Raw genomic sequence first — 22904 nt, 5'->3', positions numbered from 1 at the left:
TTCAGAATACCGCCATGCCGCAGCACCAGCATACTCTCTTCATCAAACTCGCGCAAATCATCGACTCGTTGCGCGAAAAATCCTTCTACTCGCAGGACAAGGAGCACCAGAAGCGCTTTCTCGGCCTCAGCGTCCGGCAGGCGACAGCCCTGCGCACCATCAGCGTACTCACCAAAGAGCAGCCTCAAGGCATTCCTCTCAAAACCCTTGCAGCCCGACTGCAAATGACCATTCCCGCCGCATCCCTTCTCGTCGAAAGCATGGTGAACAAGGGATTCTTCGACCGCAGCACCAACCCGAACGACCGCCGCTCCATCTGCATCAAGCTCTCCGCCAAGGGGCAGAAAAACTTCAAGGAAATCTGCACCACCATGGATCAGTTCACCGAAGAACTCATTCTCACCCTCCCCGAGCAGGATCGGAAAGACTTCGAGCGCATCGTCGAACAACTTTTCCAGACCGTTTTCCAGACAAAACCATGACCGTATTCATCCATCGCTTCACCATTTTTCCGGCCGCACTCGCGGCCGTCCTTACTATGGCCCAAGGGCTGGCTCAGGACATCAAAAAACTGCCCAGCAAAGTACTCGTCGAAAAAGCCGTCTCCGTATCGGACGAAATCGAACGCAAATACCCCGGCCGGGTCGAAGCCATCAACAAGGTCACCATCCAGCCCCGAGTCTCGGGCACCCTTCTGTCCGCCACATTCCGGGAAGGCGACATGGTCAAGGAAGGCCAGCTGCTCTTCGAAATCGAGGACGCTCGCTACAAAGCCTCCGTCCAGGCAGCCGAAGCCAAAATCAAACAGTTGGAAATAAAAATCGATTACGCCAAAAACAATTACGAGCGTCAGGACAGGCTCGCCAAAATCAAGGCCGTCTCCCAGGATCAGGTGGAAAACTCCCTCAGCACCCTGCGCGAACTCGAAGCACAGCTTCTTCAGGCAAAAGCCGAACTGATACTGGCGCAGGAAGACCTCAAATACACGCGCGTATACTCCCCTCTTACGGGACGCATCGGCCGCCTGACCTACTCCACGGGTAACTACATCACTCCGACCAGCCAGCCTCTTGCCACCATCACGCAGGTCGATCCCATCTACGTGCGCTTCCCCATGAGCGAAAAGGACTTCCTCTCCCTCTTCGGCAACGATGAGGAACTGCGCAACCGCGCCGCACTCCGCATCGTCATCGCCTCGGGCCGGACCTACCCGCAACCCGGCACCGTGGCCATGAGTGACAATGAAGTGAAATCCGGCACGGACAGCCTCAACGTGTGGGCCCAATTCGACAACCCCCGGCAGATGCTTCAGCCCGGCGGCATCAGCACCGTCGTACTCAACAAGAAAAATGCGGACAAGGTGGCGGCCGTCACCATCTCCGCCGTGCAGCACGACACGCAGGGGAGCTACATCTACGTACTCGACGATAAAAACACGGTCGTCCGCCGCCCCGTCTCCATCGGAAGCACCACTGGCAACAAACAGATCATCACCGACGGGTTGAAAGAAGGCGAAATCGTCATCATCGACGGCCTCCACAAAACCCGGCCCGGAGCTACCGTCGTCCCCGTCTTCCGAGAAGCATTGCAGCAATAAGGCAGCCGCACCCTCCGAACCAGCGGCAGCATATATCCCTTTCATCTAACATAACATTATCTCCGTGTTCTCGCAATTCTTCATTTCAAGACCCAAATTCGCCCTCGTCATCGCCATCCTGATGATGCTGGCAGGCACCATCTGCCTGTACAAAATGCCCGTGGCCGAATACCCGGAAGTGGCCCCGCCCACCATCGCCGTCAGCGCGACCTACACCGGGGCCAGCGCCCAGGACATCGCCAAGGTCATCGCCTCCCCCATCGAGGAACAGCTCATCGGGCTGGACGACCTCCTCTACTTCTCCTCCACCTCCGGCAACGACGGCACCTACTCCCTTTCCCTCATCTTCAAACCGGGAGCGGATGCCGACATGGCGATGGTCAACACGAACAACGCCATCAAACGCGTCGAACCCAAGCTTCCGGACATCGTCAAATCCACCGGCGTGCAGATCAAGAAACGCTCGAGCGACATGCTCGGGCAATTCTCCTTCCGGTCCAGCTCGCCGGACATGTCCATCCTCAAGCTGAACAACTACGTCCGCATGAACATACGCGACCAGATCGCGCAGGTGGACGGCATCTCGGGGGCAGACATCATGGCCGCCAAGGACTACAGCATGCGCGTCTGGCTCGACCCCGTCCGCATGTCCGCCATGGGCATCTCACCGGAAGAAGTATCGAAAGCCATCCAGTCGCAGAACATGCAGGCGGCTGCCGGCTCCATCGGCGATGAAGACGAAAACAACATCGTCACCTACAAAATCAATGCGACGGGCCGACTCGAAACCGTCGAACAATTCTCCAACATCATCGTCAAGCAGAGCGACGACGGCCACATCACCAAGCTCAACGACATCGCCCGCATCGAACTGGGCGCGGAAAGCTACTCCGGCGGAAGCCGTGTGGACGGCGAAGAAGCCGTCTCCATGATGATCTACCGCAACGACGACGCCAACGCCATGGACGCCATCAACGGCGCGCGCGCCAAACTCAAGGAACTGGAAAAGAACTTCCCGCCCGGCATGTCGTGGACCATGGGCTACGACCCCACGCTCTTCATCTCCGCCACCATGGAGGAAATCGTCTGGACGCTCATCATCGCCCTCGTCCTCGTCGTCGGCGTCACCTACATCTTCCTGCAGGACTGGCGCGCCACCATCATCCCGGCCATAGCCATCCCCGTCTCTCTCATCGGCACATTCGCCGTCCTCCAGCCGCTCGGATTCTCCGTCAACGTACTCACCATGTTCGGCCTCATCCTCGTCATCGGCTCTCTGGTGGATGATGCCATCATCGTCGTGGAAAACACCATGCGGCTCATCGAAACGGAAAACCTCTCCCCGAAAGAAGCCACCGTCAAAAGCATGAAGCAAATCACGGGGGCCATCGTCGCCACCACGCTCGTCACCATCGCCGTATACGTCCCCATCGCCTTCTACGGCGGCATGGTAGGCACCATCTACACGCAATTCTCCGTGACGATGTGCATCGCCCTCGTCTTCTCCTCCATCAACGCGCTCACCCTCAGCCCGGCGCTCTGCGTCCTGCTCCTCCGCCACAAAAAGCCGGGAGCCGAAGTCAGGATATTCAAGCCGTTCAACGTCTCCCTCAACGCCTTCCGCAGAGCCTACATCGTCGGCTCGAAAGCGCTCGTCCGCCGCGCATGGCTCACGCTGCTGCTCTTCGGCGGAATCCTCTGGGCCGGGTATTCCCTCTTCGTGCAGACTCCCTCCTCCTTCCTCCCCTCCGAAGACAAAGGCACCATCTTCTGCATCGTCCAGATGGCTCCCGACGCCACCATGTCCCGCACGGACGACGCCCTGCGCCAGATCGAAACCCGCATCCTCAACGTGCCGGGCGTCGCCAGCGTCTCCTCCTCCGTCGGCTTCAGCTTCATGACCGGGCGCGGGGAAAACACGGGCATGTGCATCGTCCGGCTCGACCCGTGGGACGAACGAACCACCCCCGACCTGCAGATCGCCGCCATCCAGAAAAAAATCGAAGCCATCTGCTACGACGTCCCCTCGGCCAACATCATGGTCAACACACCGCCGGCCATCATGGGCCTCGGCATGACGGACGGCCTCTCCATGGTCCTTCAGGCCACGGGAGAAGCCACGCCGCAGGAACTGGCCGCCACCGTGGACAAAGTCATCGCCATGATCAACAAAAACCCCAACGTCATGCGCGCCTTCTCCACCTACAACGCCAACACGCCGCAGCTCTTCCTCGACATCGACCGCGACAAGGCGGAAAGCCTGAACGTCCCCGTGGACCGCATCTTCAGCACCCTGCAGAGCAAGCTCGCCTCACTCTATGTGAACGACTTCACCATCCAGGGCTTCACCTTCAAGGTCAAAATCCAGTCCGAAGCGAGCGAACGCCGCAACATACAGGACATCATGAACATCCAGGTGCAGAACAACCAGGGGAACATGGTACCCCTCAGCGCACTCAGCACCCCCTCGTACATCATGGGGCCGCAGAAATTCGAACGCTTCGACCAGCTCATGAGCGCCAACATCACCGTGCAGCTCCAGCCGGGCACCAGCTCTGGCGAACTCATGAAATACATCGAAAACCTCGACCTCCCGCAAGGCTACCGCGTCGCATGGAAAGACATGAGCTATCAGGAACGCCAGAACGAAGGGCAGATCGTTTACCTGCTCATCCTTGCCGTCGTCTTCGGCTACCTCTTCCTCGTCGCCCAGTATGAAAGTTGGACCACGCCCTTCCCCGTCATCCTCTCCGTCGCCGTCGCCATGCTCGGCGCGCTCATCGGCCTGAACTACATGAAGGAATCGCCCATGTCCCTCAGCATCTATGCGCAGCTCGGCCTCGTCATGCTCATCGGCCTCGCCAGCAAGAATGCCATCCTCATGGTCGAATTCTCCAAAAGCGAACGCGAACGCGGCGCCCCCATCCGGACCGCCGCCCTCCGGGGCGCATCCCAGCGCTTCCGCGCCGTCATGATGACCGCCATCTCCTTCATCATCGGCGTCTTCCCCATGGTCATCGCCACGGGTGCGGGAGCCGCCAGCCGACAGGCCATCGGCGTCACCACCTTCTACGGCATGTGCCTCGCCACCCTCGTCGGCATCTTCTTCGTGCCCTCCCTCTACAGCGTCTTCCAGCGCATGAGGGAAAGCGTCAAAAAACCGGACAAAAAACTCCCCGGCGCACAGAAGACCGACGATCCGGACAAGGCACCCTGACCGCAATTTCCTGCCCCGGCAGCACCTCCTGGCCAGGAGGCGATAAAAAAGAGCGGCGATGCCGCAGAAAACCACCTCCTCCGGCGACCGGAAAACGGCTCGTCCGGAGCCGTTGCGGGAAAAAGTGCGTATGCGCTGCCTTATTCTCTTGACTGCACTTGCGCAAAACTTTATACTCACACGCGTAAACAGTCCCGAGATGCCTCGAGAGTGGGTCCATGGCCCGCTCTTTTTTATTCTCACAAAACCTTACACACAAGCCGCACACCACCATGACTTCCGATATCGCCGCCCTTGTCGATTTCTATGTTCGCGAAAAGGAACTTCCCCGCGAACGCGTTCTTCAGGCCCTCGAATCAGCCTTCCTGACCGCCTACCGCAAGATGGTTCCCGGATCCGAACAGATCGAACAGATCTTCGCAGACATCAACACGCAGAAAGGCATCGTCCGCATCAAGGCCATCATGACCGTCGTGCCTGACGACGACGTCACGGACGCCTTCAACGAAGTCCCCCTCAGCCTCGCCCAGCGCAAGGCTGCCGAAATCCAGCCCGGCGACACCCTCACCGTCAACATCACGCCGTCCGACTTCGGCCGCATCGCCGTCCAGACGGCCCGCCAGACCATGCAGCAGAGCATCCGCAAGGCGGAACAGGAAATGCTGATGGAATCCTTCAAGGACCGCGCCGGCGACATCGTCACCGGTACCGTACGCCGCTTCGACAAGGGCGACATCATCGTGGACATCGACAAGTTCGAAGGCATCGTGCCCGCCCGCCAGCGCATCCCCGGCGAAGACTACGCGCCCAACGACAAAATGCGCTTCTACATCTGCGAAGTGCGCGATGGAGTCCGCGGCCCGGAAGTCATCCTCTCCCGCAGCCATCCGAACCTCGTCCGCCGCCTCTTCGAATCCGAAGTCGTCGAAATCGCCGACCACACCGTCGAAATCCGTGAAATCGCCCGCGACGCCGGCTACCGCACCAAGATCGCCGTCTGCAGCGCAGATCCCAACGTGGACCCCGTCGGCGCCTGCGTCGGCATGCGCGGCTCCCGCGTCAAGAGCATCGTCAACGAACTCAACCACGAAAAAATCGACATCCTCGAATGGACGGAAGACAAGGCAGCCTTCGTCGAATCCGCCATCGCTCCCGTCAAACCGATGAGCGTCACCGTCGATGAAGCCTCCCGCGAAGTACGCGTCATCGTCGAAGACGACCGCGAAGTCGCCAAGGCCATCGGCCGCAAGGGACAGAACGCCCGCCTCACCGCGCGCCTCATCTCCACCCCCTCCGAAAAATGGGACGTCAAGGTACGCGCCTACGATCCGCAGGCCGAAATCAACCAGCGCCTCAAGGATGCCGCCAAGGCTCTCGCCAAGGAACTTGAAATCGGCGACGAAATCGCCTTCGGCCTCATCACCATGGGCGGCACCACCGCCTCCGCCATCGTCGGCATGCCTGCTGCGGACATCGCCGAAAACCTGAACATCACCCCCGAAGAAGCAGAAGCCATCATCAGCCGCGCCCGGACCATCGCCGGCTAAAGCCGCCGCCCACCCCGGTACGGAACATCCCAAATCATATCTATGCCCAGCAAAGACAATACACCCCCGCGCAAGGAAGCCCTTGACCTGATCGGCGGCAAAAAGCCGAAAAAGGCCGTCAAGGAGACCCCGGTTGAACCTCAACAGGCCGCAACCGTACCCGCCGCACCGAAAGCTGAGGCTCTCGACCTTCTCGCTCCGAAGAAAAAACAGAAACCTGCGGCTCCGGCTCCAGTCGCCGTTGAACCGGCCAAGGCTCCCCTGCCTGAAATCACGGCTCCGGAACCCGCCGTCGATCCCGACAGCAAGCTCATCACGGCCAAGGCGCCCATCACCGTCGCCGATCTGGCGACGCTCATGTCGCTCAAACCCTTCAAGCTCATCGCCGACCTGCTGCCGATCGGAGTCTTTGCCAACCCGGCTACCGCTCTGGAAGCCGACCAGATCTCCTTCCTCTGCGAAAAACACGGCTTCATCTACGAACGCGGCAAACGCGAAAAAGGCGCGGGCGTCAAAGCCCAGCCTGAAATCATCGAAGAACCCGCACCCGTCGCCGTCGAAGAAGAACCTGAGGAAACCCTCAAGGAACGCATGCCCATCATCACCATCATGGGCCACGTCGACCACGGCAAAACCAGCCTGCTGGACTACATCCGCCGCACCCGCGTCGTCGCGGGCGAAGCGGGCGGCATCACCCAGCACATCGGCGCCTACACCGTCGAACACAACGGCCAGAAGCTCACCTTCCTCGACACACCGGGCCACGCCATCTTCACCGAAATGCGCGCCCGCGGCGCAGACGTCACCGACATCGTCGTCCTCGTCGTCGCCGCAAACGACGGCATCATGCCCCAGACTCGCGAAGCCATCACCCACACCAAGGCCGCCGGTAAAACCGTCATCGTCGCCGTCAACAAATGCGACCTGCCCTCCGCCGACCCCGTCAAAGCCCGCACCGGGCTCATGGAAGAAGGCCTCGTCCCGACCGACTTCGGCGGCGATATCGAATGCGTAAACGTCTCCGCCCTCACCGGCGAAGGCGTCTCCGACCTGCTCGACCTCCTGCTCCTTCAGGCCGAAGTGCTGGAACTCAAGGCCAACCCGAAAGCCAACTGCCGCGCCTCCATCATCGAAGCTCGCATGGAACAGGGCAAAGGCAGCTCCGCCACCGTCATCGTCCAGAGCGGCACCCTCAAAGTGGGCATGCCCTTCATCTGCGGCCCGTACTCGGGCAAAGTACGCACACTCTTCGATGACAAGGGCAAAGCCATCAAAAAAGTCCTCCCCGGCATGCCCGCAGAAGTGGCCGGCTTCGTCGAAACGCCCAACGTCGGCGACGAACTCGTCGAAATGGAATCCGAACGCGCCTCCCGCAAACTCAGCGAAGAACGCCAAGAAGAACTCCGCGCCTCCCGCCTCGCCCAGCCGCGACGCTCCCGCATGGAAGACATTCTCGCCATGATGGGCGACGGCTCGCAGAAAGCCCAGCTCAAACTCTACCTCAAGGGCGACGTGCAAGGCTCCGTCGAAGCCATCAAAAAGGCCATCCTCGACATCCACTCCGACAAAGTCGAATGCCTCTTCATCGGTGCATCGGCCGGCCCCATCTCGGAATCCGACGTCCTCCTCGCCTCCTCGTCCGACGCCATCATCCTCGGCTTCAACGTCAAGGTCGAATCGAATGCCGTCAGAATGCTCAAACGCGAAGGCGTACAGGTCAAGCTCTACTCCATCGTCTATGAGCTCATCGACCAGGTACGCGACGCCATGCTCGGCCTCCTCGAACCGGAAACCCGCGAGACCATCATCGGCCATGCCGAAGTCAAACAGGTATTCAAGCTCAACAAAGGCCGCGCAGCCGGCGCCTACGTCTCCGACGGCAAGGTACAGCGCACCTGCGAAGCCCGCGTACTGCGCGGCGGACAAGCCGTTTTCGACGGTAAAATGTCCACCCTGCGCCGCTTCCAGGACGAAGTCGACGAAGTCAAGGCCGGTCTCGAATGCGGCATCCGCCTCGGCGACTACAACGACTACGAACCCGGCGACGTCATCGAGTGCTACACGCTCGAAAAGATCAAGCAGACACTCTAACCACAGCGGCGGGCCGTCTCCGGCGGCTCGCCACCACCCCATCCCCGCAAATGAGCGCCAGACGACTCGACAAAGTAAACGAACTCATGCGCCGCGAAATCAGCTCCGTCATCCAGAAGGAGTTCGATTGGCACGGCACCATCATCTCCGTCCTTGAAGTCTCCATCACCGAAGACCTCAAGGAAGGCAAGGTATGGATCGGCATCGTCGGCGCCATGCCCCCTGCGCAGGTCATCGAAAAACTGAACAAAAACAGGGGCCTCATCCAGAGCATCGTCTCCAAACGCGTCGTCCTGCGATGCACGCCGCGGCTGAACTTCCTGTACGACGACTCCGCCCGCCGAGGCGTGGACCTCGTCAACCTGATCGACGACATCGACAAAAATCTTCCGAAGGCTCCCCCTGCTCCCGAAGGAGAAGAAGACATCTTCAGATAACCATCAGCAAGGACGCTCCGCTGCCATGAACAAAGGGACGGTGAAACGCTGGACACGGGGGCTGCTCCCATCCCTTGCCCTGCTCTTCCTCGCAGGATTTGGCATCTGCTACCTCATCGTCGCCACATGGGGCCTGCCCCGCTTCGTCTGCACCTACATCGAAGACGAACTGCACAAGGCGGGCATACCGGTCTCCATCGGCAACCTGCGCATCACCATCTTCTCGGGGCTCGTCATCCATGCGGACGACATCTGCCTCGACGCGAAGCTCGACGGACAAAAACGCACCGTCGGCCGCATCGGCAGCGCACGTGTCGACATCAGCATCAGCGAACTCTTCTCCGGCAACTTCGACATCCACAGCATCCGGATCGGCAATGCCGAAGTCACCATCCCGACGCAAACGGAAATCGCCGGATCCAGCCAACTCGACATCGGCGATCTGCATGCCGACATTGAAATTGGACATGACGGCAATGCCACCATTGAAAACGCCGGATTCACCCTTCAAGGCATGCACGTCTCCGTCGTCGGCCGTTTTCCGCTGGACCTGAAACCTGAAAAAACAAGCCAGCCCACCACCTTCGACCTCGACCAATCCATCGACGACATACGGCCGACGCTCGGCGACATCCTCGCCTACACCGACCGCATCACCTGGAACAAGGAAGATCCGCCTTCCCTCGAAGTCCGCTTCAACCAGGAACGCGACAAAGACCCGCATGTGGAAATCTCCCTCACGGCTCCGCAACTCGGCTACCAAGGCTTGGTCTTCCATCGCTTCAACCTCTCCGTCCTCTACACCAACGACGCACTGATCGTTGACCGCTGCCTCTTCCACTCCGCCGATCCCATCGGCTGGTTCAACATGACGGGCCGCTTGAACCTCACCACCCGGGAGCTCCGCTCCACCCTCACCAGCAGCATCCCGCTCATCCGCTGGTACTCCCGCCTGACGAACGACTCCCTCCTTCCCCCATCCGTCGAACTCGAAGGATTGCCGGACCTCAAGGCCGAAGTCAGCATGCAATTCACGGCAGATTACAAGGGCATCGAAACCATGAACGCCTACGGCGACTTCGCCCTGAACGACTTCTCCGTCGGCACCCAGAAATTCAGCATGATCGAAGGCTCCTTCTACTACAAGGACGAGGCCCTCTACATCCACGACTTTTCCATCCGCACCCATACCAAGGGACTCTCCGGCTCCCTTCTTGCCTATGATCGGCAAATGCACGTCTATCTCGACAACAGGCTGCCGGCATCCGTCCTCTCGAACCTGATCAACGAACTCGGCAAAACGGACCTAAACCTCCCCACCGGCCTCAAACTGGAAGGAACGACCGACTTCACGCTGGATGCGCACATGGCTTTCCCCAACGGGTGGAACGAGCCGATGATCCTGAACGAAAGCGCCCTGTACGTCAAGCTACAGGATGCCTCCTACGAAGACACCTCCCTGAAAAACATGGAGTTGCACCTCCAACTTGCCGGAGACTTCACCCGCGGGTGGAACCTCCCTCCCGTCATTCAGCATTGCATGGTCGACCTGAAAATGGCAGGCCTTACCCGCGAAGACATGCAGCTCGACGACCTCAACCTGCAAGCCACCATTCGGGAAATCGATTGGAAAAGTTGGAAAGAACTGGCCTACCCGGGATCCTCCAGCATCACGCTCAGCACGGAAGGCTGCTCCTACAACGGTGAAAACCTCGGCAACTTCCAGCTGCAGGCCGCGACGCAAGGCGACAATGTCCGCATCGGCACCTGCACCCTCAAACGGCACGACGGCACCATCAGCCTCGTGGCGGAATCGGACGGCGCACTCGGCATGATCAACCTCGACAGCGACTTCCCCCTGCACGTCTATCAGAACATCTTCTCTCTGGGTGGAGACATGCCGTCCGCTCTCACGCTGCCCAAAAAAGCGAACATCAAGGCACGGGCAACTGTCGATCTTGCAAGCATCCTGCACGGCGAGCCGAATGCCAAAACGCTGAAATACCTCTATCTCGGTGCCGATCTGGACGACTTCTCATGGAAACACATCCCCCTCCAAAATCTCACGATCGACGGCATTTACGAACAGGCGGAGAATAACGACGCCCGCTTGACCGTCAGCAATTTCCTGCTGAAGCACGACACCGGTGAACTCCAGTGTGTCGCCAAAGGTTCCCTGCTCGACAAAACGCTCATCGAAGGCAAAAGCAGCATCCGCCTGGACGTGATCGACAAACTCGTGGAAGACCCCGACCTTCACGACATCGCCGCCTACTTCAAATGGAAACCGGACAGCAAAACTGCCGCACAATTCACCGTCAGCCTCAACACACTTGATCCCGGTACCGGATACGCCGTCAAAGGAAATGCCCAAATCAAACAGGTCGACTTCCGAGGAGTCGACATCGACGATGCCTCCACGTACGTCGAAGCCAAAAAGGGAGCCGTCCTGCTGAGAACTCCCGTCATCGTCTACAACAACCGCAACTACCTGCAAGCTAAAAAGAAAAAAGGAAGCTCCACCAGCAAACTGACAGCCGACTCCGTCCTCTTCGACCTGCAAAAGGAAACCGTCGCCGTCAACAACTTCCGCGGCACCGTCTTCCCGGACTACTCTCTCCGCATGTTCGCTCCGGCCGCAGCCCGCACTCTGGACCGCTTTCAGTTCCAGCAGGCTGTGACTCTCGCCGGATCGGGGATCTACCCCCTTGGCGACGACATGGGCTGCATGTCCAGCGCCATCAATTTCAACACCAACGGCCTGACCATCTATCCCCTTCTGGGCACGAACCTCCAACTCGTCAACACGACCGGCAGGGTTGAAATCAGCCCGCAATGGGTCAAGGTCAAAAACCTGAACGGCATCATCTGGAATGGCTCCTTCAGCGGGCAGGTACTCGCCCAGATCGACGGTGGCGACGCCCTGAATGCGGAACTGCAAACCACCGGATGCGACCTCTCCGCCATTGCCAAATCCTACGACACCACGCTCAGCGCCGCCACCGTCAACAACTACATCGCCTTCACCTCCAGCGGAGGCCGCACCTCCACCATCAAAGGCTCGGGACATGCCGAAATCCGCAACGGCAACCTCGTCGAATTCTCCCTCTTCAGCATGATCGGACGCCTCCTCGGCGATGCCATCCCCGGCCTCAACCATGTCGTCAACTACAACATCCAGCAGGCCACCTTCGACTACACCATCGACAAAGGCTACCTGAACACCGGCAACTTCACCTGCTCCGGCACCAACATCGCCCTGGCCGGCAACGGCAACATCAATCTCGACACACTTTACGTCAATGCCTTCCTGCGGCTCCGCTTCCGCGGGCTGATGGGCATCGTCACACTTCCCATCTACCTCCTGACCAAGGGCATTTTCGAATTCCGAGGCGCAGGCCCGCTTGAAAACGTCTCATGGACCATGACACCTTACAGCGGCAAAAGCCAGTCCAAACCGGATCCGCCAGCCGAGGAACCGGCCGAGCCGAAACGGAAAAGATAACTCCTCCCTGCGCTTTTGGGGTTGAAAACGCAATCCAACGGGAGTAAAATGCGCCCGCTATGACAGTGAATGTTTTCGATACACCCCAGGACGCGGCCAAATCCCTCGCCGCCGAAGTAGCAGCATTGATCCGTTCCCGCTCGGCGGAAAACAAACAGGTCGTCCTCGGCCTTGCCACCGGAGCCACCCCCCTCCCCTTCTACGCCGAACTGATCCGCCTGCACAAGGAAGAAGGCCTCTCCTTCGCCAACGTCGTCTCCTTCAACCTCGACGAATACTGCGGCCTCCCCCACGAACACAAGGAATCCTACTGGTACTTCATGCACCAGAACCTCTTCAACCACATCGACATCAAGCCTGAAAACGTCAACCTGCCCTCCGGCATGCTGGCCGATGCCGACATCCCGGCCCACTGCGCCGCCTACGAACAGAAAATCAAGGACTGCGGCGGCATCGACCTTCAGATTCTCGGCATCGGACGCACCGGCCACATCGGCTTCAACGAACCCGGCTCCGACGATACCACCATCACCCGCCAGGTGCATCTCGACGACCTCACCATCACGGACGCCGCACCCGCCTTCGGAGGCAAGGAAAATGTCCCTGCAACCGCCATCACCATGGGCGTCGCCACCATCATGGGAGCCCGCAAGGTAGCCCTCATGGCCTGGGGCGACAAGAAAGCTTCCATCGTACAGAAAGCCGTCGAAGGCCCCGTCACCATCGACGTTGCCGCCTCCTACCTTCAGAAGCATCCGAACGCTTCCTTCTACCTCGACAGCGCCGCCGCCGCCGACCTCAAGAAATAAGCCGGACTGCACACCTTACCTGAAAGCCGTTCCATGACATGTGGAACGGCTTTCTTCGATTCCGGATACATCATTTTGCCCTCATCCCCGTTGCGAACGCACCTCATGAATAGCCCGGAGGTCTCCGCTCCCCGGCTTGACGCTGCCTGAGTTTCATGCTAAACCAAGCCTGCCGCATGCATCTCTATATCCACATTCCCTTCTGCCATCGTATCTGCCCCTACTGCTCCTTCTACAAGCACACACCGGGCAAGACGGATATGAAAAGATTCATCGATGCATTGTTGAAAGAAGCCTCCTTGCGCCTTCCCGGGTGCCCTCCGGTGACGACCATCTACTTCGGCGGCGGCACGCCGAGCATGCTTTCTTCCACGCATCTGTCCCGGCTCGTCGAAGGACTCGGGGTGTATGCCGATATTTCCTCGGTCGAAGAATTCAGTTTCGAAGCCAATCCCGCCACATTTACCGCCAAAAAAGCAGAGTTGTGGCGGCAGCTCGGCATCACTCGCATCTCGCTGGGCATCCAGTCATGGGATGCCTCGTTCCTGTCCATGCTCGGCCGCACTCACACGCCGGAGCAGGCTCGGGAATCCATCCTTCTGCTCCGGCAGGTCGGCATGCCCCAAGTCAATATCGATCTCATGTTCTCCCTGCCCGGCCAAACCGTCGCATCCTGGAAGGAAACTCTGGAAACGACGCTGGAACAAAACCCCGATCACATTTCCACATACAACCTGACCTACGAAGAGGACACTGATTTCTACCGCAGGCACGCCGCCGGGCTGATGGAAAGCGATGAGGACCGCGATGCCGCCATGTTCGAACTGGCGCATGGCATGCTGACCGGAGCCGGATACCGCCACTACGAAACTTCCAATTATGCTCAAGGCGGTGCGCTTTCCCTGCACAACCTTGCCTACTGGCAGGGAGAAGACTATATCGGCATCGGCCCCGGCGCCTATAGCACTGTCGGCCGCACCCGCTCCTTCAATACAGGCAACACGACCGACTACATCTCTGCCTTGCTGGAACACAGCCGCATCCCCGAACAGAGGGAACGCCTCGATGACGCCGCTTACCGTACGGAACGCATCGGCCTCCTTCTGCGTACGGATACGGGCCTGCCGGATTCATGGCTGCGCATGGAAGACAGCCCGTTGGTGGCCGAACTGATACGCGAACACATGGCGGCCAGACAAGATAACGGAAATATCGTTCTGACGGGGCGCGGACGGCTGCTCGTCGATGCAATCGCCGTCGAATTGATCGATTGACGATTCTTGCCACCCTCAACATCCGCCACATCATCCCAACACAGCCATTGATTCTACGGAGAAATCCGAAGAATTTAATTTTGGTCAAACCGTTCCGGGCATATGAACCCTTGTTTGTCTCCAATCAACGCCGACAATCATTCGCAGAAGGCGTTGCCGTTCTCGAACATCTGAAAAAGCTTGCCACCATGAGGCAATGTACACCCACCGACATCATCCGGGAAACCATTCTCCATGAACTCCAAACATACCTCCAACAACAGACTCCGCCCGAAACGGCCACATCATTCTCGACATTGAAAACGACCTGATGGAGGTCGTGGAGGCTCTTGCTGCAGAAAAGCAATTGACTCTTTTCCGTCAGACAAACAGACTCATGTTTCAAGAAAACGAGGGTTTAATAAACCTGAATTCAAATCACTCGCCTGCTTCCCGCAATGAGGATGATGCTCCATCCTCATAAGCAGCACAAATTTTCATAGAATATCAGGCTTCATTCCCATTCAATAATAACTGCTTCCGGCTTCTCTCTCTTTTTCGTGTATTTGCACAAAATAAACTTATAGCCTCATTTCATCGCAAACGCCACAACAAGACCAGAAATTTGATTTGCCCTCAGCCCGCGTTTATGGGATATTATATTTTTACCTATTGAACAGCATGTACCTCTCAAAACACCTGCAATTTATACTGAGAAAACGAAATCGCAAAGGTTTTGCCCTCATTGCTACCGTCACTCTCATGCTACTGCTTTCCCTGATTTGCGTCGGCCTCATGGCTCTCGCCACCTCTCAAATCAGGATTGCCGACTCTGCTCTCCTCAATTCCGAAGCACGCGCTCAATGCCTCCTCGCACTCGACATGGCCATCGGCGACCTTCAGGCCAACCTCGGTTCCGACCAGCGCGTCTCAGCTTATTCCGGCATTCTCGACCTCAAAACGCAGAGCAACTTCGAAAGCGGCGGCAACACCTCCACCTCTTTCAATCCCTACATCCTCGGCGTCTGGAACAGCTGGGACGCCTACCTCACCGGCAAAAGCAAACTCACAGGCCTCAAGATTTCAGAAACATACGATGCGGGCCGATCCAAGCAATTCCGCCGCTGGCTCATTTCCGCAGTCAATGAAACCCAGATTTCCGATATTGAAGGAGTCAAGGGACTCGGTCAGCGCAAACAGGGCCGCGTCCTCCTCCTAGGTGAAGGCACACTTGGCAAAAAATTCTCCAAGGATCAGTATATTTATGCCGATCTGATCAAAACCCCGGCCAAGGGACAAAACGAAGGTTACTTCGCCTGGTGGATCGGCGGTGAAAACCAGAAAGCCAATATTTCCCTCGAAAACGAAGATGCCAAAAAGCGCGGCATGGACGAATCTTTCGACACCCTCGACACGACGGATGTACTCACCATCCAGCGCCTGACGTGGAACACGCCCCGCCCGGAAACGGGTGATATCGAAGGCCTGAAAGACCTTCCTTCCAAACCCGGAGAACGCGCCCGCATCCTGAGCCTGAACACACTGCCTCTGGTCATGTCGAGTACGCAGGACGGGCACCCCTACTATTTCGACGTTACCACATCTTCCATCACTCTGCCGGTGAACGTGAAGACGGGCGGCCTCAAGCAGGACCTGAACCTTCTGCTCAACAAGCAGAATCTGGCATCGACGGAATTTGCACGGCGTTCGTCGTCCGACAGCCCGCTGTTCGACGACTCCAGCGTCCAGAAGGGCACGGAGCCGAACATGCCGATCGGCTCGTGGCAGGTCATGCATTCATGGTATCACCTCTGGCCAGGCGCACAAGGCAACACGCAGGATGCACCGAGAACCATTTCGTTGATCGGCAACATGAATACTGCATACACACGCTTGAGCGGCAATGAACTTCCTTCCGGCAACGAAAGCCTGCTGGATAACAAAACTCTTCTTGAGGAAGGAGATTCCAAGGCCGGATACACCCGCACTCCGGTCATCCTCGGATTCTTCCAGACTTTCGGCCTCGTCACGGAACCCTGGAAAATGTCCGACAGCGAACCCAAGGAACAGCTCTACCAGCTCAAAATGTGCTTCTCGCCCATGTTCCTGTGGTGGAACCCGTACAACGTGCCCATGCGTATCCATACGGATCAGCTCTATTCGCACAGCGTTCCCTACAAATCCTTCTGGCTTCAATCGTATTCCATTCAGGGAGCCGCCAATGTGCCCGATTGGAAATACAACTGGTCCACCTATGCCATGACGATGGGTACGGGGGCAGCCTCGCTCGGAATGGACTACGCCAACTACTTCCGCAAATCGCTGACAGGTAATGACGATCTCATCTTCGCTCCGGGTGAAATCATCCTGTTCACACATGCCCAGTCGTTCAAGCAAGTCGATTATAACGGCATCGCCAACAATCCGTGGGCAGAAGGATACCATCCTCAGGCCGTCGCCGGATACCGCGCCCACTTTTACGCCCGCGAAAACGGTTACGACAAGGAACACCAATGCCGAAAATCGGTCATCGACACGGGCAAATTTTACCTCCGCCTCCGTCTCGGCAAAAATCAAGGAGGAAGTTATCAGACCGACGGCGACTGGTTCGCACCTGGCCGCAACGAAGCCATCACCCTGTATGACGGATACGGCGGCATGAAAATCATCGGAGGCGTCCGCGGAACCGACAAATACCTTTGGTCTCCTCAGCGTTTCATTCTCGGCTGGTACGACCCCGCTGATACGGGACTCGACACCACCTTCTGCGATGAAATTACCAACAATGCCCGCTGGTCCACACAGAACGACATCCAGAACAACCCCGACGCCCCCTTCTTCATCGCTGCCGCCGGCATCGGGCCCAAAACAGCTGGAGTTCTTGACACTCGCATCTACCAGACCGACTACAGGGCCAAAACATGGCAACACTCCTCCCCCGCCTTCTGGGGCTCCATGCTCATCTTGCCCGATGAACAGCGCAGGCAATACCATCCCTACCAGCTCGCCACGCTTCCCGCCGGTACAGGCATGAGCATGTGCCCCGTCCAGTCCATCGGCCGCAATGGCACGCTCGGCGTCACTCAGGACGGCGAACAGGCCTCCTTCGCCTCCGTCCTCGAACTCCCCGTCCATCCCCCCTTCAGCCTCGCCGGCTTTGCAGGCATGCGCCTCACTCCCGGTTGGTTCGACACGTCCGGAGTTTATCAAGCGACAATGCGCCGCCAGCAATACCAGTCCGGCGTACCCGGCGTCGGCATCGGAAACTCTTTCGCCGACCCCGCCATCCCCGCCGACCAGGTCTACCAGTACAACAAATCAAACATCCCTGGCCTCTCCATGTGCGGTCGCATCTTCGACGACTTCTTCGACCACGGCTTCCTCATCAACGATGCTCTCTGGGACAGATTCTTCTGCTCCTCCATCTCCGACATGCCCCAGTCCGTCTCTTCCGCTTCCGTCAGGAAAGCCGAAGATGTCGCCCGCGAATTCTTCAAGGACGGAAAACGACTCCCCGTGCGCAGGTACATCAAGGCACAGACCGGCATCAAGGACGACGACATCCTCAAGGACGTCCTCTCCGACGAAGGATGGAAAGGCATCGCCCAATACATCCTCATCGACGGCGGATTCAACATCAACTCAACTTCCGTCAATGCCTGGTACGCTCTCCTTCAGGGCCTCCAGAACAGAAAACTCGTCGGCAGAAACGGTGACTCTCTCGCCATCGTCGAACCCAACAAGAAGCAGGACGACGTCGTCTTCTCCCGCTTCGGAACATCCACCACCACCAAGAGCCTCGAAAGCTTCGGTTCCTACGATCCCATGAAGGGCGCCGACTTCCGAGGCAAGGGCGCCTACCTCACCGCCTGGGGCGAAGTCCGAAAACTCTCCTCCGACCAGCTCCGCAAACTCGCCGAACAGATCGTCGTCCAGGTCAAGAAACGCGGCCCATTCCTCAACATGGCGGACTTCGTCAACCGCCGTCTTGATGCCAAGGATACCGCCAGCAGCCTGGCGGGCACACTGCAGGCGGCCATCGACGCCACCGATATCAACTCCATGTTCAACCGGGCCACCGTACCGAGCACCAAGGGCGACCTCTACAAGTTCCCCGAGGCGGAAAACGGCTCCGTTCACACAGCAGCACCGGGCTACCTCGTCCAGTCGGATATTCTTTCCTCCATCGGCAACGTCCTCACCGTGCGCGACGACACCTTCACCATCCGCGCCTACGGCTGCGTGAAGGACAAATCCGGCAAGCGCATCCTCTCGCAAGCGTGGTGCGAAGCCACGGTGCAGCGCTGCATCGAGTATGTGGACAGCGCCAACAATGTCGAAGAACTTCCCTACAAGGACGACGGCACGCGGACAGAAAACATGACCGACGTGAACATCGCCTTCGGCCGCAAATTCAGAATCGTCTCCTTCCGCTGGCTTGACGCCGCTGAAGTTTAAGCCTCCATCCGGCTGATCGCAGATCTCGGCTTGAAACGAGTAAACCTTATTATTCCAACAAGTTCCATAGAAAATATTTCATTTTTTCATTTACATCCTATTAGTCCGGATATATCTTACTTCATAAGATATGATTCTCCCCGGACATCTGCGGTTTCTCCTGAGAAAAAAACGGTGCAAAGGTTTTGTGCTCGTTGCCACGGTCATGCTGATGCTCCTCCTCTCCCTGCTCTGCGTCGGTCTCTTAAGCCTGGCTACCTCGCAAATCAGGATTGCCGATTCTTCCCTCCTCAATTCCGAAGCACGCGCGCAATGCCTCCTCGCGCTCGATGTGGCCATCGGCGACCTTCAGACCACTCTCGGAGCCGACCAACGTGTCTCGGCCTACTCGGGAATTCTCGCCTTCAAGGAAAATCCGGATATTGAAGAGAGCGGGAACGCCGCTCATGCGACCACTTCTTTCAACCCGCACATTCTCGGCGTCTGGCGCAGTTGGGATACCTTCCTCACCGCGAAAAGCACATCGACCGACCTCAAAATATCCGACACGTACGATGCAGGCCGCTCCAAGCTATTCCTCCGGTGGCTTATCTCATCCGCCAATGAAAGCCAGCTTCAGGAGCTGGAAGGAATTTCGGACCTCGGCATGCGCCAACCGGGCCGAGTCCTGCTCCTCGGGCAAAACACGCTCGGAAAAAGCTGCCCTCAGCAGCAATATATTTATGCCGACCTCATTCAAACCCCAGTACGCGGACAAAACAAAGGCTATTTTGCCTGGTGGATCGGCGGTGAGAACCAGAAGGCCAAAATCAATCTGGAAAACGAAGACTCCAGAAAACGAGGAATGGACGAATCATTCGACACGCTTGATACGACGGACATACTCGCCATCCAGAGAATGACATGGAACACTCCCCGCCCCGAACCGGGCGGCATCGAGGGATTGAAGGACTTGCCATCCGAAACGGGCGCCCGCTCCCGGATCATCAGCATCGAAACCCTTCCTCTGGTCACCATGAATCACACGGGAGACCACAACTATTACTTCGACATCACCACATCATCCGTCAGCCTTCCCGTCAACGTACGCAAGGGAGGGTTGAAACACGATCTGAACCTGCTTCTCACCAAAAAGGATCTCTCCTCGACGGAATTCGAGAGAACCGACACTGCTGACTGCCCCATCTTCAGCGACGAAAGCGTCCAGAAGGGCACGGAACCGGACATGCCGATCGGCTCCTGGCAGAGCATGCACGCATGGTACCATCTCTGGCCCGGTGCGATCGAACAAAACGAATCGTCCGGCGACCGCACCGCCGGACTGATCGGAGCGATGGACAAAGCGTACACCCGGCTGGGCGGCAGCGTGCTGGCCAATTCGGGGCAAACCAATTCCAGCTACGACAACAAAACGGGATTCGAAAAAGGAGATCCCAAAGCGGGCTACGCCCGCACCCCCGTCATGCTGGCATTCTACCAGACATTCGGCCTCACGGTCGAAGTCAACAAGGAAAACAAGGAAGACGAAAACGAAACCACCTACGATTGCGGCCTCTCCTTCGCTCCCATGTTCCTGTGGTGGAACCCGTACAACATCCCGATGCGCATCAGGGGAGACCAGCTCTATTCCCACAGCATTCCCTACAAAACCACATGGATGCAACTCCTCGGCCTCAGGGATGAAGCTACGGGCAAATACTCGTGGGGCAGCAAGGAATTCATCCAGAGATACGACATCTACGGCCTCGGTGGCGACTGGGGCAACTACTTCCGCAAAAGCATGACCGATCGCAGCGGAGATATCGTCTTCGCTCCGGGCGAAATCATCTTCTTCTCGCATGCCAAAGCCCGCAGCAACGACCAGTACAGCAATCCGGGAGCCAACCCCTGGGTCGAAGGCTACAATCCCCAGGCCGTCGCCGGATACCGGGTGCGCATCTATTCCAATAAAAAGAAATCCGAAATCGATTCCGGAAAATACTACATCGCCCTTCGTCTCGGCAAAAATGCAGACGGATGCTCATCGTCCAACCTCCCCTACGGCAGTGAAACGGACTCCAGATGGATGACGCCCGATTCCTATGAAGCCATCTCGGTACTCAACGGATACGGCAGCATGGGGCCGTACGACTCCAGCAACGGCGGCGTCGGCAAATACCTCATGTCGCCCCAGCGCTTCACGCTCGGCTGGTACGATCCGAACTCCCCCACCGATACCGTCTTCTGCGACCCGAAACAGAACAACTCCATCTTCACCTGCAACGGAACCCAAAGCAATCGGGAAATCCCCTTCTTCGTCGCTGCCGTCGGAGCCACCGCCAAAACGGGCGGCCATACAGACACCCGCATCTATCCCGACAAAGACTACCGCTGCAAATCATGGCAGCATTCCTCCCCGGCTTTCTGGGGCTCCATGTCCATCCGCCCGGACGATCAACGCCGCCAATACCACCCCTTCCAGCTCTCGACCCTACCCGCCGGCACGGGGTTGAGCATGTGCCCCATCGAGGCCATCGGCCGCAACGGCACGCTCGGCATCACGCGGGACGGCGAACAGGTCTCCTTCGCCTCCATCTTCGAACTCCCCATCCATCCGCCTTTCAGCCTTGCAGGATTCTCCGGCATGAAACTCCTGCCGGGCTGGTGGGAAACCACACCCGCAGGAAGCTCCTTCACCGGCACCTATGCCGCCGCCCACTTGCGGAGGCTTCAATACCAATCCGGAGTATCCGGCGTCGGCATCGGAAACTCCTTCGCCGATCCTGCCATTCCGGCCGACCAGGTCTACCAGTTCAATCAGTCTCGCATCTCGACCAACGTACCCTTCTGCAGCCGAATCTTCGACAACTACTTCGACCACGGATTCCTCATCAACGACGCTCTCTGGGACAGATTCTTCTGTTCTTCCATCTCCGACATGCCCAAATCCATCTCTTCAACAACCGCCCAAAAAGCCAAAGACGTCGCACGGGAATTCTTCAAGGACGGAAAACGGCTCCCCGTCCGCAGATACATCAAGGCGCAAACCGGAATCAGAGACGACGACATGATTCAGGACATCCTCTCCGATGAGGGCTGGAAATACATTGCACAATACATCCTCATCGACGGCGGCTTCAACATCAACTCAACTTCCGTCAATGCCTGGTACGCCCTCCTTCAGGGCCTCCAGAACAGAAAACTCGTCGGGCGCGATGGCGACTCCCTCGCCATCGTTGAGCGCGATAAAAAACAGGAAGAAGTCATCTTCTCCCGTTTCGGCACTTCCACCACCACCAAAAGCCTCGAAAACTTCGGCTCCTATGATCCCCTGAAAGGTGCGGACTTCCGAGGCAAGGGCGCCTACATCACTGCATGGGGCGAAGTCCGTAAACTCTCTCCCGAACAGCTCCGCAAACTCGCCGAGCAGATCGTTGTGCAGGTCAAAAAACGAGGCCCATTCCTCAACATGGCGGATTTCGTCAACCGCCGACTTGATGCCAAAAACACCGAAACCAGCCTTTCAGGCGCCTTGCAGGCGGCCATCGACGCCACCGAAATCAACTCCATGTTCAATATAAGCGTCGGAGACGTAGCGACTGGCGACTTCTTCAAATTCCCCGAAGCCGTCACCGGTTCCATCCACACGGCAGCCCCGGGCTACCTCATCCAGTCGGATGTACTTTCCTCCATCGGCAATGTCCTCACCGTACGCGACGACACCTTCACCATCCGCGCCTACGGCTGCGTGAAAGACAAATCCGGCAGACGCATCCTTGCGCAGGCATGGTGCGAAGCCACCGTACAGCGCGGCATCGAATATGTGGACGCCGCAGACAATCCCGAAACCGCCACATACGAAGAAAACAATCCGAAAAAGAGAACCGTCTCCGACGTGAACTTCGCCTTCGGCCGCAAATTCAGAATCGTCTCCTTCCGCTGGCTTGATGCCGCAGAAATCTGACGGAGGCATGTTCCGGCAAAAAAAGCGCCGAACCGGAACGGCTCGGC

11 protein-coding genes are annotated in these 22904 nt (G+C 58.0%); all 11 read left to right on the top strand.

Annotated elements, in window-relative coordinates; genetic code table 11:
• Positions 1–14 precede the first annotated feature (14 nt).
• The 11 genes from PYTT_RS11280 (at position 15) to PYTT_RS11225 (ending at position 22857) form a co-directional block, all read left to right on the top strand.
• Complete coding sequence (locus PYTT_RS11280; protein WP_067775961.1) at positions 15–482, top strand: MarR family winged helix-turn-helix transcriptional regulator; 468 nt, start codon at positions 15–17, stop codon at positions 480–482.
• The gene (locus tag PYTT_RS11275; protein ID WP_067775964.1) at positions 479–1597 is read left to right on the top strand and encodes an efflux RND transporter periplasmic adaptor subunit; all 1119 of its coding nucleotides are present in this window, start codon (positions 479–481) and stop codon (positions 1595–1597) included. The genes PYTT_RS11280 and PYTT_RS11275 overlap by 4 nt, the downstream gene beginning before the upstream one ends.
• Before the next feature lie 64 nt (positions 1598–1661).
• Positions 1662–4814 carry an efflux RND transporter permease subunit gene (locus tag PYTT_RS11270; protein ID WP_067775967.1) on the top strand — a complete coding sequence of 1051 codons (3153 nt, stop codon included), beginning with the start codon at positions 1662–1664 and terminating at the stop codon, positions 4812–4814.
• A gap of 272 nt (positions 4815–5086) precedes the next feature.
• A complete protein-coding gene (gene nusA, locus PYTT_RS11265; protein ID WP_067775970.1) occupies positions 5087–6361 on the top strand; it encodes a transcription termination factor NusA in 1275 nt (424 codons plus the stop codon).
• 42 nt (positions 6362–6403) lie between these two features.
• Complete coding sequence (gene infB, locus PYTT_RS11260; RefSeq protein WP_067775975.1) at positions 6404–8452, top strand: translation initiation factor IF-2; 2049 nt, start codon at positions 6404–6406, stop codon at positions 8450–8452.
• 50 nt (positions 8453–8502) lie between these two features.
• Positions 8503–8889, top strand: coding sequence for a 30S ribosome-binding factor RbfA (gene rbfA / locus PYTT_RS11255; RefSeq protein ID WP_172801822.1), 387 nt, complete (start codon positions 8503–8505; stop codon positions 8887–8889).
• Between the two features lie 25 nt (positions 8890–8914).
• Complete coding sequence (locus PYTT_RS11250; RefSeq protein WP_067775981.1) at positions 8915–12394, top strand: AsmA-like C-terminal region-containing protein; 3480 nt, start codon at positions 8915–8917, stop codon at positions 12392–12394.
• A gap of 59 nt (positions 12395–12453) precedes the next feature.
• Positions 12454–13203, top strand: coding sequence for a glucosamine-6-phosphate deaminase (nagB, locus tag PYTT_RS11245; protein WP_067775984.1), 750 nt, complete (start codon positions 12454–12456; stop codon positions 13201–13203).
• 176 nt (positions 13204–13379) lie between these two features.
• On the top strand, positions 13380–14477 hold the full coding sequence (gene hemW, locus PYTT_RS11240) for a radical SAM family heme chaperone HemW (RefSeq protein WP_172801821.1): 1098 nt from the start codon (positions 13380–13382) through the stop codon (positions 14475–14477).
• A 741-nt stretch (positions 14478–15218) separates the two neighbouring features.
• Positions 15219–18914 carry a hypothetical protein gene (locus PYTT_RS11230; protein ID WP_071133488.1) on the top strand — a complete coding sequence of 1232 codons (3696 nt, stop codon included), beginning with the start codon at positions 15219–15221 and terminating at the stop codon, positions 18912–18914.
• Positions 18915–19119: 205 nt separating this feature from the next.
• Positions 19120–22857 carry a hypothetical protein gene (locus PYTT_RS11225; RefSeq protein ID WP_141675892.1) on the top strand — a complete coding sequence of 1246 codons (3738 nt, stop codon included), beginning with the start codon at positions 19120–19122 and terminating at the stop codon, positions 22855–22857.
• The last annotated feature ends 47 nt before the right edge of the window (positions 22858–22904 follow it).

Source organism: Neoakkermansia glycaniphila (assembly GCF_900097105.1).
Taxonomy (GTDB): Bacteria; Verrucomicrobiota; Verrucomicrobiia; order Verrucomicrobiales; family Akkermansiaceae; genus Akkermansia; species Akkermansia glycaniphila.
Note: the sequence above shows the minus strand (reverse complement) of the source record. Positions and strands in the feature narration are given on the sequence as shown.